The organism is Hwanghaeella sp. (assembly GCF_965227365.1).
Lineage (GTDB): Bacteria > Pseudomonadota > Alphaproteobacteria > UBA8366 > Aestuariispiraceae > Hwanghaeella.
The window spans coordinates 2638454-2654843 of sequence record NZ_OZ245754.1 but is presented as its reverse complement, the minus strand read 5'-3'; the positions used below and the strand labels follow the sequence as shown (position 1 = coordinate 2654843).

Annotated in this window: 16 protein-coding genes; 10 read left to right on the top strand and 6 right to left on the bottom strand. The window is 60.7% G+C overall.

Features of this window, described 5'->3' with window-relative positions; all coding sequences use genetic code 11:
* Positions 1-116 precede the first annotated feature (116 nt).
* A complete protein-coding gene (locus ACQK2G_RS12095; RefSeq protein ID WP_425405284.1) occupies positions 117-1157 on the top strand; it encodes an acyltransferase family protein in 1041 nt (346 codons plus the stop codon).
* Positions 1158-1286: 129 nt separating this feature from the next.
* Here ACQK2G_RS12095 and ACQK2G_RS12090 read toward each other — a convergent pair whose 3' ends face one another.
* On the bottom strand, positions 1287-2252 hold the full coding sequence (locus ACQK2G_RS12090) for a LysR family transcriptional regulator (protein WP_425405283.1): 966 nt from the start codon (positions 2250-2252) through the stop codon (positions 1287-1289).
* 125 nt (positions 2253-2377) lie between these two features.
* On the opposite strand from ACQK2G_RS12090, the gene ACQK2G_RS12085 reads away from it, so the two are divergent.
* From ACQK2G_RS12085 to ACQK2G_RS12070, 4 genes are read left to right on the top strand one after another with little or no spacing between them, the layout of a single operon-like run.
* Positions 2378-2920, top strand: coding sequence for a thiamine pyrophosphate-binding protein (locus tag ACQK2G_RS12085; RefSeq protein ID WP_425405282.1), 543 nt, complete (start codon positions 2378-2380; stop codon positions 2918-2920).
* Entirely contained in the window at positions 2908-3504 is a 597-nt protein-coding gene (locus ACQK2G_RS12080) for a thiamine pyrophosphate-dependent enzyme (protein WP_425405281.1), read from the top strand. Before ACQK2G_RS12085 ends, ACQK2G_RS12080 begins: the two co-directional genes overlap by 13 nt.
* 35 nt (positions 3505-3539) lie before the next feature.
* The gene (locus ACQK2G_RS12075) at positions 3540-4703 is read left to right on the top strand and encodes an acyl-CoA dehydrogenase family protein (RefSeq protein WP_425405280.1); all 1164 of its coding nucleotides are present in this window, start codon (positions 3540-3542) and stop codon (positions 4701-4703) included.
* Positions 4703-5830: a CaiB/BaiF CoA transferase family protein gene (locus ACQK2G_RS12070; protein ID WP_425405279.1), complete on the top strand. Its 1128-nt coding sequence runs from the start codon at positions 4703-4705 to the stop codon at positions 5828-5830. The genes ACQK2G_RS12075 and ACQK2G_RS12070 overlap by 1 nt, the downstream gene beginning before the upstream one ends.
* 45 nt (positions 5831-5875) lie before the next feature.
* On the opposite strand, the gene ACQK2G_RS12065 is transcribed toward ACQK2G_RS12070, so the two are convergent.
* Positions 5876-6199, bottom strand: a complete 324-nt coding sequence (locus ACQK2G_RS12065; RefSeq protein WP_425405278.1) for an NIPSNAP family protein — start codon at positions 6197-6199, stop codon at positions 5876-5878.
* 104 nt (positions 6200-6303) lie between these two features.
* The gene (locus ACQK2G_RS12060; RefSeq protein ID WP_425405277.1) at positions 6304-7638 is read right to left on the bottom strand and encodes a dihydroorotase; all 1335 of its coding nucleotides are present in this window, start codon (positions 7636-7638) and stop codon (positions 6304-6306) included.
* A 165-nt stretch (positions 7639-7803) separates the two neighbouring features.
* On the opposite strand from ACQK2G_RS12060, the gene ACQK2G_RS12055 reads away from it, so the two are divergent.
* From ACQK2G_RS12055 to ACQK2G_RS12045, 3 genes are all read left to right on the top strand, one after another.
* A complete protein-coding gene (locus tag ACQK2G_RS12055; protein ID WP_425405276.1) occupies positions 7804-8685 on the top strand; it encodes a haloalkane dehalogenase in 882 nt (293 codons plus the stop codon).
* Between the two features lie 31 nt (positions 8686-8716).
* Complete coding sequence (locus tag ACQK2G_RS12050; RefSeq protein ID WP_425405275.1) at positions 8717-9460, top strand: YdcF family protein; 744 nt, start codon at positions 8717-8719, stop codon at positions 9458-9460.
* Between the two features lie 67 nt (positions 9461-9527).
* Positions 9528-10328, top strand: a complete 801-nt coding sequence (locus ACQK2G_RS12045) for an SDR family oxidoreductase (protein ID WP_425405274.1) — start codon at positions 9528-9530, stop codon at positions 10326-10328.
* An 82-nt stretch (positions 10329-10410) separates the two neighbouring features.
* Here ACQK2G_RS12045 and ACQK2G_RS12040 read toward each other — a convergent pair whose 3' ends face one another.
* The gene (locus tag ACQK2G_RS12040; protein ID WP_425405273.1) at positions 10411-10581 is read right to left on the bottom strand and encodes a hypothetical protein; all 171 of its coding nucleotides are present in this window, start codon (positions 10579-10581) and stop codon (positions 10411-10413) included.
* Positions 10582-10760: 179 nt separating this feature from the next.
* Here ACQK2G_RS12040 and ACQK2G_RS12035 point away from each other — a divergent pair, with 179 nt between their 5' ends.
* Complete coding sequence (locus ACQK2G_RS12035; RefSeq protein ID WP_425405272.1) at positions 10761-11534, top strand: DUF2927 domain-containing protein; 774 nt, start codon at positions 10761-10763, stop codon at positions 11532-11534.
* Between the two features lie 46 nt (positions 11535-11580).
* Here the strand turns inward: ACQK2G_RS12035 and ACQK2G_RS12030 are convergent, their stop codons facing one another.
* A complete protein-coding gene (locus ACQK2G_RS12030) occupies positions 11581-13956 on the bottom strand; it encodes a caspase family protein (RefSeq protein WP_425405271.1) in 2376 nt (791 codons plus the stop codon).
* 347 nt (positions 13957-14303) lie between these two features.
* Between ACQK2G_RS12030 and ACQK2G_RS12025 the strand changes: the two genes are divergently transcribed.
* Positions 14304-15437 (top strand): autotransporter outer membrane beta-barrel domain-containing protein, encoded by a 1134-nt coding sequence (locus ACQK2G_RS12025; protein ID WP_425405270.1) that lies wholly within the window; start codon positions 14304-14306, stop codon positions 15435-15437.
* Between the two features lie 42 nt (positions 15438-15479).
* Here ACQK2G_RS12025 and ACQK2G_RS12020 read toward each other — a convergent pair whose 3' ends face one another.
* On the bottom strand, positions 15480-16388 hold the full coding sequence (locus ACQK2G_RS12020) for a DMT family transporter (RefSeq protein WP_425405269.1): 909 nt from the start codon (positions 16386-16388) through the stop codon (positions 15480-15482).
* Between the last annotated feature and the right edge of the window lie 2 nt (positions 16389-16390).

The following is a 16390-nucleotide window of genomic DNA, read 5'->3' as shown; positions in this document are numbered from 1 at the left end:
CGGGTAGACTCAACTCCTGCTTACATGTGAAGTTTCGAATCAAGTTCAAACGAACAAAACACGGTGTCGCACGAAATCAAGATTTCTTGCGAAACACGACGAGAAAGTCCTGCAAAATGCTTAAAGACACGTCGCTTGCCGACAAAGAATTGAAAAACAGCAAACGCTACGAAGCACTAGATACGCTACGTGGTGTTGCAGCATTAGTAGTTGCACTTGGGCATTTCGAATTTTTTGAGGGATTTTCCCATTCTTATTACTTGGCGGTCGACTTTTTTCTTCTTCTAAGCGGTTTCGTACTGACCCACAGTTATTTCTTTAGAAGAGATGTTAGCTTCCTTCAGTATGTTGGTAGGCGATTTTTCAGAATGTATCCACTTCACTTAGCTACATTGATGATATGGATGATTAGTGCCGTTCTGACGGCCAAACAAATGGACCAGTCGAACTTCTTTTTACATCTATTCTTTATTCACAATATTGGTTTTGGGCCAAACGAGTTAACATTTAACATGCCAAGTTGGACGATCTCAGTTGAATTCTGGATAAATGTGATCTTCTACGTATTGATTTTTGGAATTCTTAGAACGACCAGAATTTTTTTCGTTGCATTATCTATGCTGGGGGGCGTCTTCTATTTCTTAACGGCCTTTTACACGGGCAGTTTAAATGCCGTTCTGGACGACTACCAAGGTGTACTCAATGCTGGCTTAGTTCGATGCTCAGCTTCTTTTGCTTTAGGAATCCTTCTCTATTATGTATTCAAAACATTTAAACTCGCTACATCCAGTTTCGTCGAAATAGCATTATTAGTTGTATTCATTTCTTGCCTTTGTTCCCCAGTATTGTCAGGATATCTCGATTTTGCTGCGATTCCTGTGTTTGTTTTCGTGGTCTGGGTATTTGCCGGTAGCTGCACGCCCGTCACCGATTTCCTTCGTAGGTTTAAGATCATAGGAGATATTTCTTTTTCGGTTTACCTAACGCATTTTCCAATTCTAGTAATTTTGATAAAGGTCTACCCGGGCATCCAAAATTCAATCCTAGGGTTGACCGTTTTTTTGTGCTCTGTGCTCGGGGTGAGTGCACTTTGTTACAAGTATTTCGAGATGCCAATCTATAGATGGAGCGTGACAGCTTTCCGACTGCGTGGTTGACCAGCATAACCACGAACAAAACCTCGGATCGGAAAGGTTCGATAGGGAGGTGAGCGCCTATAAGGAGAGAAAGGCGAACCGACCCCCTATTAGCGGGACCTCAATCTCGCCACCCCGTTTCGCGTTAGATTATGGCGACAGTTTACTAATTTCGTTTTCCACCAAAGTTCCAGTCACCAACTCTCCTTCCCACATCCCCGATCGGACGAGGTCGGCCATTTGCTCTTTCAGCGTATCCGCGAAGAGGCGCACCGCGTTTGAACTTGGTTTGACGACGCTGCGGGCCAGGACCAGTTCGCGTGTCAGTTTCGGGTCTGTGACGGGGGCGGCGCAGAGCACGCCGGCCTCGGCCTCCTTATGGACCGAGGCGAGCGGCAGGACGGTGTAGCCCAGGCCGCGCAGGACGAGGTCCTTCAGGGTTTGCAGCGAGTCCGCTTCGACGGAGACTTTCAGGGCGATGCCCGCCTGCCGGGCCTTGTCCTCGATCAGCGCGCGCAACCCGTGGCGCGGGCCGGGCAGGACGAGCGGGAGGTCGGCGAGGGCGGTAAAGCCGACCGCCGCATCAAGTGACAGGGCCGACCCTGCAGGGCCAATCAGGAACAATGGTTCCACGATCAAGGGTTCCGGCTTCAACGGCTGCACCCCGTGCGTCTTGTACATCACGGCCAGATCCACTTCGCCCCGTTGCAGGAAATCCAGCAGATAGCCGCTGAAGGCCGGGACGATGCGGATCGTCACCTGCGGATATTGCTTCGCGAAGCGTTCGACCAAGGGGCCCGCGATGACCTCGCCCGCCGTCGGCGGCACGCCCAGGCTGACCGTGCCGGTGACGGTCGCGGGGGATGCGGAAAGCTCGACCCGCGTTTCCTCCACCAGCCGAAGGATGGTCGAGGCGCGCTCCGCCAGGATCTGGCCGGCGGCAGTGGGGACCATGCCGCGCCCGTGCCGGGTGAAGAGGGCCGTCCCCAATTCCTCTTCCAGAAGCTTGATCTGTCGGCCCAGCGCCGGTTGCGCGATATGCAGACGCTCGGCGGCCTTGGTCAGACTGCCCAGTTCCGCGACCTGGAGGAAGGTTCGAAGCTGTTTGATATCCATAAGATATATACTTACGGCATATCTCTTAGATGAACATGCTATTTGTGCATCGTTCGGACGCTTGCTACCTGCTGTCTTCCGCGCCCCGGCGATCGCCGGGCAGACGCGCCAACCGGAGGAACGGAATGAGCAGCGATCAAACCTCACAAGCCCAGTCGAAACCGTGGCAGGACCAGGTCCTGCCGATCCTGAAGCGGTTCGATGTCAAACACATCGCCTATGTGCCGGATGCCGGCCACAGCGCCGCGATCAAACAGGCGGAGGCGGACCCGGACATCACCGCGGTCACCCTGACGACGGAAGAGGAAGGCATCGGCTATCTGGCGGGCGCCTGGCTCGGCGGTCAGCGCGGCGCGATGCTGCTGCAGTCGAGCGGTGTGGGGAATTGCATCAACACGCTAGCCTTGGCCGAATGCGCGCGCTTCCCGCTGTTGATGCTGGTGACGATGCGCGGCGACTGGGCCGAGTTCAACGGCTGGCAGAACCCGATGGGGCAGGCGACGGAACCCTCGCTGAACCTGATGGGGGTGAAGACCTGGCGCGCCGACCGGCCCGACGAGGTCGAGCCCATCGTGCATGGCGCGGCCAGCATGGCCTTCAACGGGGACGCAAGCTGCGCCGTTCTGCTGGGACAGCGCCTGATCGGAGAAAAGAAATGGGTGAAGTGATGTCCGGTAATCGTATGGACCGCCGCGCGGCGGTCGCGCGCCTGCTCGAAGGGCGCAAGGATCTGCTCGTGGTGACCGGCTTGGGCTCGCCTTCCTATGATGCGATGGCCGCGGGCGATCATCCGATGAACTATTACCTCTGGGCCGCCATGGGCAGCGCGACGACGGTGGGACTGGGCCTCGCCATGTCCCAGCCGGACAAATCCGTTCTGGTCCTGACCGGCGATGGGGAGCTGATGATGGGCGTCGGCGCGCTGGCGACCGTCTCGGTGACCGGCCCGAAAAACCTGACCATCGCGGTTCTCGACAACGGATTGTTCGGCGAGACGGGCCAGCAGTTGAGCCATGCGGGCAAGGGAATCGAGATATCCAAGCTGGCCGCCAGTATGGATTTCGCATGGACCGGGATTGTCGAGGACGAGGCGGGGATCGATGATCTGCGCGGGCGCCTTGCCCGCCGGGACGGACCGCAACTGGCCACGATCAAGGTGACGGGCGAGAATGCGCCACGGGTCCTGCCGCCGCGGGACGGCGTCCATATCAAGAACCGGTTCCGGTCGGCCCTCGGCTTCGAGCCGATCTGACGGGAATAACGGTCCGCAAGCAGGGAGTAGGCGACATGCAGAGCAGCATCGGCGAAGGCTATGAGGATATCAGGGACGCGGTCCGCGCCCTCTGTGCCGAGTTCCCGTCGGAATATCACCGCAAGGTGGACGAGGCGCGGGGATACCCCGAGGAATTCGTCGATGCGCTGACCAAGGCCGGCTGGATGGCGGCCCTGATCCCGGAGGAATACGGCGGGTCTGGCTTGGGCCTGACGGAAGCCTCGGTGATCATGGAGGAAATCAACCGGGCGGGCGGTAATTCGGGCGCCTGCCACGGCCAGATGTACAACATGAATACGCTGGTCCGGCATGGCTCGGACGAACAGAGGCAACGCTATCTGCCGAAGATCGCCAGCGGCGAGCTGCGCCTTCAATCCATGGGCGTGACGGAACCGACGACCGGGACCGACACGACCAAGATCAAGACGACCGCGGTCCGCAAGGGCGACCGCTATGTCATCAACGGGCAGAAGGTCTGGATCTCCCGCATCCAGCATTCCGACCTGATGATCCTGCTGGCGCGCACGACACCCATCGATCAGGTGAAGAAGAAGTCCGAAGGCCTGTCGATCTTCCTGGTCGACCTGAAGGAAGCCATCGGCAACGGCCTGACCGTGAGCCCGATCGCCAACATGGTGAACCACGAGACCAACGAGCTTTTCTTCGACAATCTGGAAATCCCGGCGGAAAACCTGATCGGCGAGGAGGGGATGGGCTTCAAATACATCCTGACCGGGCTGAACGCGGAACGTGTGCTGATCGCGGCGGAATGCATCGGCGACGGCTATTGGTTCGTCGACAAGGTCTCCGACTATGTCCGGGAACGCGTCGTCTTCGGCCGGCCGATCGGCCAGAACCAGGGCGTTCAGTTCCCGATCGCCGAAAGCTATATCGAGGTCGAGGCCGCCAACCTGATGCGGTTCGAGGCCTGCCGTCTCTATGACGAAGGCAAGCCCTGCGGGGCACAGGCGAATATGGCGAAATATCTGGCCGCCAAGGCGTCCTGGGAAGCGGCGAATGCCTGCCTGCAGTTCCATGGCGGCTTCGGTTTCGCCTGTGAATACGATGTGGAACGCAAATTCCGGGAAACCCGGCTCTATCAGGTCGCGCCGATCTCGACCAACCTGATCCTCAGCTACGTCGCCGAGCATGTGCTCGACCTGCCGAGGTCCTTCTGATGGGCACCGCCGGCCGCTTGCCGTTGGAAGGGCTGACGGTAATCGCGGTGGAGCAGGCCGTCGCCGCGCCGTTCTGCACCGCCCGTCTCGCCGATGCGGGCGCGCGGGTGATCAAGATCGAACGGCCGGAAGGCGATTTCGCGCGCGGCTATGACGATGTCGTTGCCGGCCAGGCCAGTTACTTCGTCTGGCTCAACCGGGGCAAGGAATCCGTCGCGCTGGACCTGACGACGGCGGAGGGCAAGGCCAGCCTGCAAAGCCTGATCGACGAGGCGGACGTGCTGGTCCAGAACCTGAAACCCGGCTCGCTCGAGCGGTTGGGATTCGGCCCGGAGGCCTTACGCAAATCGCATCCGCGTCTCGTCATCTGCTCGATCAGCGGCTATGGCGAAACCGGGCCCTATGCGGACCGCAAGGCCTATGACCTGCTGATCCAGGCGGAATCCGGGCTTTGTTCCATCACCGGCGGCCCGTCGGAACCGGCGCGGGTCGGGATTTCCATTGTCGACGTCTCGACCGGCGCGACGGCCCATGCGGCGATCCTGGAAGCGTTGATATCGCGCGGCGTGACGGGCGAGGGGGCGGATATCCGCGTCTCGATGTTCGACACCATGGCCGACTGGCTGACCGTACCACTGCTGCAGCAAGAAGGCGGCAAGTCGCCGAAGCGGATCGGCATGGCCCATCCCTCGATCGCGCCCTATGGCGTCTTCACCACGCAGGACGGAAAACCGCTGCTTATTTCGATACAGTCTGAGCGCGAATGGAAGAAATTCTGTATCGAATTTTTGCGCGATCCGGACGCCGTCAGAGACCCGACCTATGCCACCAATGTCGCCCGGGTGAAAAACCGGGCGGCGACCGACGAACTGGTCGGATCGGTCTTCGCATCCCTGTCGGAAGAGGAGGCGCGGACGCGTCTGACCGCGGCGGATGTCGCCTTTGCCGGCGTCAATGACATGGGCGATCTGGGCCATCATCCGCAATTGCGCCGGGTGACGGTCGAAACCGAAGCGGGACCGGTATCCTATCCGGCGCCGGCCCCGATCTTCATGGGTGAGGAACGGCATTACGGCGCCGTCCCAGCGCTGGATGAACACGCGGCCCTTCCGCCGAAACGGAAGTAGCCGCGACCAGGTCCAACGTCCTGATTTTAGTCCAACATCCTGATTTTACTTCATGATCGACATCGCCGTCGGGACGATGCGCTGAACCTGGATGGTTTCGCGGTTGATGCATTCACCGACGCGCGCGCTGAGCTCGTTCTTCCACTCGTCGCTTTCGTAAACCGCGGCGTACAGCGCCTTGCGCTGTTCTTCACTTTCGAACCGACGCATCCAGATATACAGCCCGTCATTGTCCTCGACCCGGAAACTGCCGGCGATGACCATGCCCCGGGCGACCTGCATCGGGATGATTTCCTTTTCCATCAGTTCGATCCATTCCTCGATCTTGCCGGGACGGATTTCGTAGGTGCGCAATTCGTAGAATGCCATTGATTTCTCCCCGTTGTCGGCTGTCCACGTTGCCGGGAGCATTCCACACGGCCGCGCGCTTCGCCAGCGGTTAAGCCGGCGAATTGATGACGGCGGGTAAATTCTTAGAGCGTATCCTGGAACTGGACCTGCCGGCCGAGCGGTTCGCCGATCATCTCGTCTTCCCGCATCACCGTATTGCCGCGGATGATCGTCGCCATCGGCCATGCGGTGACGCGCTTTCCGTCATAGGGCGTCCATTGCGCCTTGCTCTTGATCCAGCCATCGGTGATTTCCCGATCGGCCTTCATGTCCACCACCGTGAAATCGGCATCGTAGCCGACCGCGACCCGTCCCTTGCCGGCGATCCGGAAGACGCGCGCCGGCCCGGAACACACCATGTCGACGAAGCGTTCCAAGGTTAGGCGGCCCTCGTTCACATGGTTCAGCATGATCGGCACCAGGGTCTGCACCCCGGTCATGCCGCTGGGGCTTTGCGGATAGGGCTTGGCCTTTTCCTCCAGCGTGTGCGGAGCATGGTCAGACCCGATGATGTCAACAACCCCATCGGCCACCGCGCGCCACAGGGCGTCGCGCTGTTCGGCATCGCGGATCGGCGGGTTCATCTGGGCGCGGGACCCGATGCGTTCGTAATCGTCGGGCGCGCAAAGGGTCAGGTGCTGCGGTGTCGTCTCGACACTGGCGATATGCTTGTGCCGGGCCAGCAGGGCCATTTCCTCGCCGGTCGTGATGTGCAGCACATGGACACGGCGGCGGGTTTCCTCCGCCAGCTTTAGAATCCGCTGCGTCGCCTTCAGGCAGACCTCCACATCGCGCCAGACCGGATGCATGGTGACCGGCGCGCCGTCGGCGACCAGATGGGCGCGTTCCTGCAGGCGGTCGTTGTCTTCCGCATGCACAGCGACCACCCGCCTTCCGGCACCGAGGATGCCGCGGATTGTCTCGTCATCGGGGGAGAGCAGGTCGCCGGTCGAGGCCCCCATGAAGATCTTCACCCCGCAGATGCCTTTCTTGTATTCGAGCGTCGGCAGCGTCGCGATATTTGCCGCGGCCCCACCGACATAGAAGGCGAAATCCGTCCAGGACCGGCCCGCGGCGCGGTTCAGCTTGTCGTCGATCGCTTCGGCCGTGATGGTCAGCGGCGAAGTGTTCGGCATTTCGAAGAATGCCGTAACCCCGCCGGCCGCCGCGGCCAGGGAACCGCTGGCCAGGTCTTCCTTATGCGTCGGACCGGGTTCACGGAAATGGACCTGGCTGTCGATCACGCCGGGCAGGACATGCAGGCCGGTGCAATCGATGGTGTCGGCCGCGTCCGCCGCGGACAGGCTGCCGATCGCCGTGATCTTGCCGTCGGAGACGCCGACATCGACCTCCTGCCGTCCTGACGGAGTGAGGACGGTGCCTCCCTTGAGGAGCAGGTCGAAACGACGGGCGGCCATGACGGTTCCTTTCGGTTCTTGGGGCGCTTGCAGGGTGTCCGGGAGTCTAAGCACGCCGCTCAGCCTGCTGCAACGCGCGTGACCCGAAGTCGGACGATATCGACTTGGATAAAACCGGAAACCCGGTACGCTTCCGCAAAACAGTGTGCCGGGGAGATGGTGACGATGATTGAAACGCGCGAGCACCCCAAGTCCTTCATACAAGTGAAGGGTAAGCGGATGGCCTATGTGGAGATGGGGGCAGGCGCGCCTATCGTTTTCCTGCACGGCAATCCGACGTCCTCCTATTTGTGGCGTAACATCATGCCGGAATTGGCAGGGCTGGGCCGTTGCCTTGCGCCGGACCTGATCGGCATGGGTGACAGCGAGAAGTTGGACAGCTCCGGACCCGGCAGCTACCGCTTCGTCGAACACCGGCAGTATCTGGATGGCGTTCTGGATGCCCTGGACGTCACGGGCTCGGTCATTCTGGTGATTCATGATTGGGGATCGGCGCTGGGGTTCGACTGGGCAAACCGACATCGCGACCGGGTTCAGGGTATCGCCTATATGGAGGGGATCGTGCGGCCACTCTCCTGGGACGAATTCAATCAGGAGGCCCGACCGGTCTTTGAAGGCTTCCGATCGGATAAGGGGGAAGCGATGGTGCTCGACAAGAATATCTTCGTGGAGAGGGTTCTGCCGGGCTCCGTGCTTCGGGATATGAGCGAGGAGGAAATGGCGGTCTACCGGCGTCCATTCGCTGAACCGGGGGAGGGGCGTCGGCCAACATTGACGTGGCCCCGTCAAATCCCTCTCGATGGGCAACCGGAAGACGTAACTGGTATCGTCGCTGAATACGCCGATTGGATGGCGGAAAACGACATTCCAAAACTTTTCGTGGATGCGGATCCTGGGGCGATCCTGATCGGTGCGCAAAGGGAATTCTGCCGTGGCTGGAAAAACCAGCGCAGCGTCACGGTCAAGGGCAGCCATTTTCTGCAAGAAGATTCCCCGAAGGAAATCGCCGCCGCCTTGAAAGAGTGGGTGGCGACGGTTCGTCGATAACGAGTGGATAGTTGAAGGACGCTGGACGGGCATGCTCGACGCGTTGGAGTTTCTGATCGAAAGGATCGGTCTGGGCGGCGGCCTCATCATCGCCGCGATCCTGGCGTTGCTCATCGGCGGCGGCAGGAAGCGGCGGGTTCTGGGCATCGTGCTGCTTCTGGCCGCGATGCCGGTGACCTCGCGAATAGCCGCTTTGCCCCTGGATGCGTCGACTGTGGCGTTCGAAGCGGCCGCGCCGGGCATGGTCGGCGATGCAGTGGTCGTCTACGGGGCAGGAGTGTTCGCCGATCCGACAGGCAAGATGTGGCCGAGCGACGGTTCCTTGAACCGAACCGCCGTGGGGCATGCCCTGTCGCAGCGCCTGGACCTGCCGCTGGTCGTCAGCGGCGGTGTCTCCCGTCCGGATTTGGCAGCCGAGGTATTCGTTGTGGCCGAGGTCTTGAAACTGCCTGCCGATACGGTGCTAGAGGATCAGGCCAGGACGACCGCGGAGAACGCCTTTCATGTGGCCGCTATTGCGCGCGATCGCGGATGGGAATCGGTGGTTCTCGTCACCAGCAGGGATCACACACGCCGCGCCCTTGCGGCCTCGCTCACGGCGGGTCTGGACGTCGCCGCCGTGGTTGCCGCGACGGAGCTGAAGGAGATCCAGATGATCGAATTCATCCCGGGGATCGCCGGGCTGGGACACTGGGCGCCGATCGTCCATGAATATGTCGGCATCCTCTGGTATGTGCTAACAGGAAAAATCGAAATGGGCACCCTCGCGGTTTGACCCCTCAAAACGGGTACATGGGGTGGGTGATACCGGCCACTGGTCGGAAAAAGGGAGGACGAAGAATATGAATGATTGGCTGCCGGACTTCTCGTTGCAGGGTAAGGCGATCCTGGTTACCGGCGCATCGCGCGGCCTGGGTTTGGCAATGGCGCAGGCGATGGCGGCAAGCGGCGCTACCGTGGTGCTGAACGGGCGCAGCGAAGAAAGCCTGAAGGAAGCCTGCGAGGCCTTTGCCCAGGCCGGGCTCAGCGCCGATATCGCGCCGTTCGATGTCCTGGACATGGATGCGGCAGAAGAAGCGTTGGAAGGGATCAAGCAGCGCCACGGCGGGCTTTACGGCTTGATCAACAATGCCGGCCATCAGCACCGCAGCCCGTTGGAGGACTTTGCCGACGACGCGTTTCAGGAACTGATCGCCGTGCACCTTACCAGTGCCTTTCAACTGTCCAAACGGGCGGCGTCACTGATGCTGGAAAGCGAAATCCTCGATGAATCCAAACCGTTGGATCGGGGGCGGATCGTCAACATCTGTTCCGTTCTCTCCAGCCACGGGCGTCCGACGGTTCCCGCCTATGCGGCCGCCAAGACAGGGCTGGTCGGTTTGATTCGGGGCATGGCGGCCGATCTCGGTCCACGCGGCGTGAACGTGAACGGCATCGCGCCTGGCTACTTCCTGACGGAAATCAACAAGCCCCTGCTGGCCGACAAGGAATTCACGGCCTGGGTGGAAAACCGCACGCCGGTCGGTCGATGGGCCGATCCGCGCGAGTTGGGCGGCGCGGCGGTCTATTTGATGTCGCCGGCGGCATCCTTCGTGAACGGTCATGTCTTGAGCGTAGATGGCGGAATGACGGCGGTGCTGTAGGCAATCCCGTCACAAACAGGCAATGGACAATAAAAAACGGGGCGTCCAGGACGCCCCGTTTTCAACCGAAATCGGTATAACCTTAAGCGGCCAGCGAGGAATCGTTCCAGGCGCTGGTCTGCTTGCAGTTCGAACAGATCCGTTCGCCGGGCCAGGAACTGTTGAACTCGTTCCGGCACATCAGGCACTTCCGAGATTTCGTCTCATACTGACGATCGGAACGCGGCTTCTTGTTCTTTTCGGAATCGCTCATCTACTCTCTCACCTTCTACTTCATCCGACCGGCGCTTTGTTTATTGAGACAAAGACTTTTTCAGCCCGGTGCCCAGGGGAACCGTCAATTTGCGCAGCAGTGCGGATTGAATTTTCGAATAATGCTGAAGATCAGCACCCAACGTCGTGGACGACACATATAGGACATCTGTCATAGAAATGCAAAGATTTTTGGCCCAAACGATCATGTTGGTGCGGTGCAATATGTGCTTCCGAAATCATATCAATAGCTTGGCCGGGATCGCCGCCCTCGGTGTGATTTCGACCGTCCTTTTCGGCTGCGGGTCGTATCGCGGTATCGGCGTCCATTCGACCGATCAAAACCTCTCGGAAGCCTTTCTGGCCGTGGCTTTGGGGCGTGAAGGACGGTTTGCCGACGACGTGCTTTCAAAATGGTGCGGCCCGGTCGGCGTGACTTTGCCGGAGACGGTTCCACCGGGCCGCCGCACCCGCATGATGGAAGAGCTGTTTTTGCTCTCCCGGTTAACGACTGTTGACTTTCAGGTTGACACAAAACCTGGCATCGAAATGCACTATCCGGCGACCTCCACAGAATTGGATGCTTTGATCGTTGATTTGCCGATCCCCTCTGCCGTGGCGCGGCGCCGGGTGGCGAGCGCCAGTTGTTTCTTCGTTCTACAGACCGATCGCGAGACCGGTTGTCTTCGGAAGGCCGATATCGTTCTTCCGGCTGCTCTAGACGATTCAGCCTTCGACCATTGCGTGGCGGAAGAATTCAGCCAGGCGATGGGGCTTCCCAATGACATCGATGCCGGTGAGGGCTCGATCTTCAGTCGTTCCGGCCGCGCGTCGGCGCGGACGACGGTGGACGATATATTCCTGCGCACTCTCTACGACCCCGAGATCGCCCCGGGAACCGAACGCCCGGAGCTTGAGGAACTGGTGCCGACACTGATCGGAAAGCACCGGTAACGGGTCGGCGGTCGGCGGTCGGCAGTGGGCGGTCGGGTGGCGGGAATTACTGAGAGGCGACCTTGCCGAGTGTGAAATCGAGACCACGGGAATAGATCAGCGGCCAGTGTTGATACTTCGCGTACTTTTGCGACAAGGCCGGCACTTCATCCTCGGAGTAGTGCACGACCTCCCGAACCGTGAGGTTGCCGTCACGCGGTTCGGTGTCCGCCTTGCCGGCCATTGCTTCGATCAGCGCGTATGTGAAGACGCCGTGGCCCAGTTCCGCATGTTCGACGGCGAATTGCTCCTTGGCCGTGGCCGATACGATATGCAGTCCGACGGACTGGCCCAGCTTGCGGATCACGCGCCGGTCCATCTGGTCCTGGAAACCGGCCACGGCGGTTCCGGATTTGCACGCGTCGATCAGCATGATGACGCGGCGGGCGCCGATATTCTCGATCGATTTCCGGAGGGCCCCGGCAGAAAGGGCGCGGCGTTCCAGCCGGTTATGCGTCAGCGGCAGTTCGAATTCATAGGTTACGAAGTAGAAGTCCTTGTCGGTGGCCTCTCCGTGACCGGCATAGTAGACGACGACCACATCTTCCGGCGCGGTATCCTGGAGGGCGGCCAGCGCCTGCTGCATGCCGCGCCGGGTCGCCTTGTCGTCAAACACTTCATACAGCCGGACTTCGCCGAAAATCTGGCCGTATTCGGCCTCCATGATCTGTTGGATGCCCCGGGCGTCGGGCAGGGCGTAGTTCAGGTTCAACTGCGGATCGAGATAGTCGTTGATGGCGACCGTCAGGACATGCAGCACCGGCTCCCGCGGCGGGGCCTGGACGGTCACGGTGACAAGATTCGTCGCCCCCAGGATGGCTTCCGAACTCACTGCATTCGTGTGGAACAGGTTCTGTCCGGCGATCGGCCGCAGCCGGTAGGTTGCCGTGATCGTCTTCAGGCCGTCGCTGCCTTCGTCCTCGTCCTGGCTGACGATGCGGTCGGAGGAAACGAGTTTGGTATTGTGGAACAGGAAGAAGCCGTTGATGCCGCCGCCTTCGTCCTTGACGGTGACCTTGACGTCGATCTCGGTCAGGGCGTCCAGTTTGATCTGCGGCGGCAGATCCACGGTTGCCGTCGGCGGCGGCAGTATGCCCTCGTCCCAATTCGGAACGCCGGGGGCAAGAAACTGTCCGACGCCAAGGCGTTTTTTCTCAAGCAGATCCGGCTCATACAAATTGTCCGTGAAATTGTCGATCGGCAGTTCCAGCGTCTCGCCGACCCAAGCCAGGTTTGAGAGTGCGCGGCTGGAGCCGTCGAAGCGGCCGTCCTTGTCGACCACGGCCCATCCGTTCTCGGTGGAGATCAATTGAATGATCAGGCTGCCGTCGGTCCGGCTCCAGATCCTTGTGACGCCGTCCTCGCCGAAGGTTATCACGCGGTCCGGATCGGCATCGAAAGCGACCCCTTCGATAGGCCCGGGATGCGCCTCGATGACGAGGGGGCTGCCCGGGGATCGCGTATCCCAGATCAGCAGGTTCTTCTCCTGTTCAACCGCGGCCACGGAAGTACCGGAAGTCTCCACCGCCAGCCCGGCAATGCCGCCTGAAGCGCCGTCGAACTGGTCGGCCGCGCTGTCGGCGTCCACCCGCCATCTGGCAACCGCCCCGCGGCTGTCCGCGGTGTAGAATTCGGTCTCGTCGATACCGAACCGCGCGTCGGTCAGGGTGGCGCCCGTCACGGCGGCGCTGCGGACGACGGCGCCGGAGGAGGCTTCCACGACACGGACATCGCCATTGGCGGCGCCGATCAGGATGAACTGGCCTGTCGCGCCCACATCCACATTCGTGGCGCTGGATCCGCCGCCGGGAAAGCTGCGGGCGATCGAGAAGTCCGTCAGGTTCAACAGGGTCGCGGACCCGTCCGCATGACCCACGACAGCGGCGGCCCCGTCCGGACTCAACGCCAGGGCCGTCGGTGTCGGGCCCGACAGGACGGCCTGTCCAAGCGGACTTGCGGCATCGGTACCCCAAAGCGACAGAGCGCCGTTTTCTTCAATGATGGCGAAGCGTCGGCCGTCCGATGCGAAGGCGACGGCCGCGGCGGTCGCCGAAAGCCGGTTTTGTCGACGAATTTCCCGCCCGTTCTGCAGATCCCATAGGCGCGGACGGCCATCGCCGGAGACGGTGACCATGAACTGTCCGTCCGGGCCGAGAGCCAGTGCTTCGATCGGGCCGGCCGAGTTTTCCACCCGAAGGCGCAGTCGCTGACGCTCGACGGCCAGTTGCACGTTCTTTTGGATGGCGCGGCGCAATTGCCTCAACTGTGCGTCGGCGGGCACGCTGGTCGCCAGGACCAATGCCAGTCCCGCACCGAGTGCCAGGAAAATCGATATGATCCCATGCCGGAAGGGGGCCCGGAATAGGGAACGGATTCTCGCCATATCGAATGCTCCTTGGGGCGTCTGCTCGCCCTATTTGTTCGTTTCGCTTGCGGTACGCCGCAACGCCAATTTTGGGCACACTCTAGCGTAGGGTGCGGCTTCGACCAAAGGGCCAAGCTGTGGTATTTGAATGTGATAATTGTGCAACAAACATACAGGATTTTCCGGTATGATTTGCCCCGTTCCATTAGGGTTTGAAAATCAACGGTTTATCCGATTGTTTATAAAAACTTGCAGGCACTTTGAACCGGCCCGCCGCATGGATTTTCCCGGTGCGCTGAGATAGTTTCGTAAGAAGCAGTAAATATCCAAGGCCTCAATCTGGTCACGGGGCGTGGGGGAATGAAATGAAATCGATATTACGTGCCGCATCCATTTTTACCGTCTTCGCTGCGCTCGGCTTTTCCGCGCCGGTTTATGCTCAATCGAACGACTTCCAGGACGACCCCGGTCAGTCGACGCAGCGCGATGAAGCCTCGCGCAGCGGTCTCACCGGCGCCAACCGCACCATTACGGGCCGCACCCAGGGCGCCGTGAAGAATGTGCTGCTGCAAGGCATCTTCAGGACGGATTCCGGGACGGTTCGTACCGCCAACGGATCCAGCGAAGAAGTTTCCGTATCGGTCGGTACGGATGAGGAATTCCCCGATCTGCTGGATGCTTCGGCCGTCTGGGCGAACGTGGCAATCTCCCATATCGAAGACGATGTCGTCGACTTCAAGGCGGACACGTCGATCCGGACCGGGATCGTAGGTTACGACAAGTTCTTCATGGATAATCTGCTGGTCGGCATCGCGCTGGGCCGGACGCATACGACCACCGACTCGGTCAGCCGTTTCGGCGGCGGCGACAATACGGGGGAGAACGAAACCCAGACGGCGCTCTACACGCTGTATGGCGCCTATATCGTGAACGACAATGTGTTCATTGACGCGACGGTCGGCCTCGGCGACGAGGAAGTGGACTTCAAGGCGTTCAACGTCGCCACCGGAAACGCGACGGCCAAGAGCACCACGGAAGGGCTGACGCGTTTCGCCTCGATCGGGGTGACGGCGCTGGTGCCCATGGAAGAGGTCTGGCTCGTCACAGGTAATGCGAATGTCTTCCGCTCCATCACCGAATATGACGCGATCACCGATCAGGTTGTCGGCACGACGACCGGTGAGCAGCAATCCGATACGACGCTTCTCTCGGTCGGCCTGCAGGTCGCGCGCTCATTCGAGAACGGCGCCTTCGTCCCGTATGTCGGTCTGGCCATGGAGCATAACTTCCAGAACCAGCTGGTCGGCCTGCCCATCGGCGGTATCGGCATCAGCGGGGTCAACAACCAGACGAACGACCAAACCCAGGCTCTGCTGACCTTCGGGATGGATTTCTTCCCGACCGATGAGACGGCGATCACCCTGGAAGGACATCGCTTCCTGGCCCGCACCGGACAGGTGGCCTACGGCGGGTTCTTCAACTTCCGTTACAATTTCTAAGCCGCACAGGCTTGCGTTACACCGAATTCGGCCGGTCGGTTTTTAACCGACCGGCCTTTTTCTTGCCGACCAGGAATAAAGCGCCAAGGCGGTCAGCACGACAGCCCCGCCCGCATATTGCGACCGTGTCAGGGTTTCGCCCAACAGGATGGCGCCGGCCGCGATTGAAATCACCGGTTCCAGATTGAACAGCATCGCCAGCGCCGAGGCGGGAAATATCCGCAGGGCCGCGACCTGGCTGAGGACGCCGGCGGCATAAATCAGAATGACGATCAGCGACGCCACGGCCGCCCCGCCCGAGGTTCCGAAGGAGAGACCGCCGAGCAGCGGCGCGGCGGCCAACGCGATTGCGGCGCCGCCGATATTCGTACCCGCGATCAACAGCGGCAGGCCGGTATCGGCCAGCAGCAGCCGAGAGCCCAGAACATAAAGCGGAAGGCAGCAGGCCCCCATGAAAGCCAGGACGATCCCGTGCAGGTCCAGGCTCTCGAAATCCGGGCCGAGGGCGAGAGCGAGGCCGAGAAAGGCCCCCAGGAAACAGCAAAGCCGGAACAGGGTGAGGCGTGCGCCCCCGATCAACGGTTCGAAGACTGCAACCAACAGTGGCCATGTGTACAGGATCATGGCCGCCAGTCCGACCGGGATGTATGCGACCGAGGCGAAGTAGCACATGCCCTGCATCGCCATGCCGAATGTGGCGAGCCAGAAGGCGGGGCGGGCCAACAGGCGCCGCAGGCCCGGTTCGCGCATCCAGAGCACGACGGCCGCGGCCAGAAGGCCCGCGAACAGGGACCGAAAAGCCGCGAGCGTGATGGGCGTGACCGCATCCTGATAGGCCAGCGCCGCCAGCGGGGTGTTCATCGCGAACATGAAGGCGGAGAAAAGCGCCAGGGCCGCCCCTTTCCAAGCAGGGGCGGGGTTGTCGGCGCGCGGGGGCGTGTCGGCGGCCATGT

Bases quoted from the DNA above. Each gene is read 5' to 3' on its own strand.
- ACQK2G_RS12035 (WP_425405272.1), top strand. From the start codon at position 10,761: ATGCAAAGATTTTTGGCCCAAACGATCATGTTGGTGCGGTGCAATATG.
- ACQK2G_RS12050 (WP_425405275.1), top strand. From the start codon at position 8,717: ATGCTCGACGCGTTGGAGTTTCTGATCGAAAGGATCGGTCTGGGCGGC.
- ACQK2G_RS12040 (WP_425405273.1), bottom strand. From the start codon at position 10,581: ATGAGCGATTCCGAAAAGAACAAGAAGCCGCGTTCCGATCGTCAGTAT.
- ACQK2G_RS12065 (WP_425405278.1), bottom strand. From the start codon at position 6,199: ATGGCATTCTACGAATTGCGCACCTACGAAATCCGTCCCGGCAAGATC.
- ACQK2G_RS12080 (WP_425405281.1), top strand. From the start codon at position 2,908: ATGGGTGAAGTGATGTCCGGTAATCGTATGGACCGCCGCGCGGCGGTC.
- ACQK2G_RS12095 (WP_425405284.1), top strand. From the start codon at position 117: ATGCTTAAAGACACGTCGCTTGCCGACAAAGAATTGAAAAACAGCAAA.
- ACQK2G_RS12070 (WP_425405279.1), top strand. From the start codon at position 4,703: ATGGGCACCGCCGGCCGCTTGCCGTTGGAAGGGCTGACGGTAATCGCG.
- ACQK2G_RS12025 (WP_425405270.1), top strand. From the start codon at position 14,304: ATGAAATCGATATTACGTGCCGCATCCATTTTTACCGTCTTCGCTGCG.
- ACQK2G_RS12030 (WP_425405271.1), bottom strand. From the start codon at position 13,956: ATGGCGAGAATCCGTTCCCTATTCCGGGCCCCCTTCCGGCATGGGATC.
- ACQK2G_RS12055 (WP_425405276.1), top strand. From the start codon at position 7,804: ATGATTGAAACGCGCGAGCACCCCAAGTCCTTCATACAAGTGAAGGGT.
- ACQK2G_RS12085 (WP_425405282.1), top strand. From the start codon at position 2,378: ATGAGCAGCGATCAAACCTCACAAGCCCAGTCGAAACCGTGGCAGGAC.
- ACQK2G_RS12090 (WP_425405283.1), bottom strand. From the start codon at position 2,252: ATGGATATCAAACAGCTTCGAACCTTCCTCCAGGTCGCGGAACTGGGC.
- ACQK2G_RS12060 (WP_425405277.1), bottom strand. From the start codon at position 7,638: ATGGCCGCCCGTCGTTTCGACCTGCTCCTCAAGGGAGGCACCGTCCTC.
- ACQK2G_RS12020 (WP_425405269.1), bottom strand. From the start codon at position 16,388: ATGGCCGCCGACACGCCCCCGCGCGCCGACAACCCCGCCCCTGCTTGG.
- ACQK2G_RS12045 (WP_425405274.1), top strand. From the start codon at position 9,528: ATGAATGATTGGCTGCCGGACTTCTCGTTGCAGGGTAAGGCGATCCTG.
- ACQK2G_RS12075 (WP_425405280.1), top strand. From the start codon at position 3,540: ATGCAGAGCAGCATCGGCGAAGGCTATGAGGATATCAGGGACGCGGTC.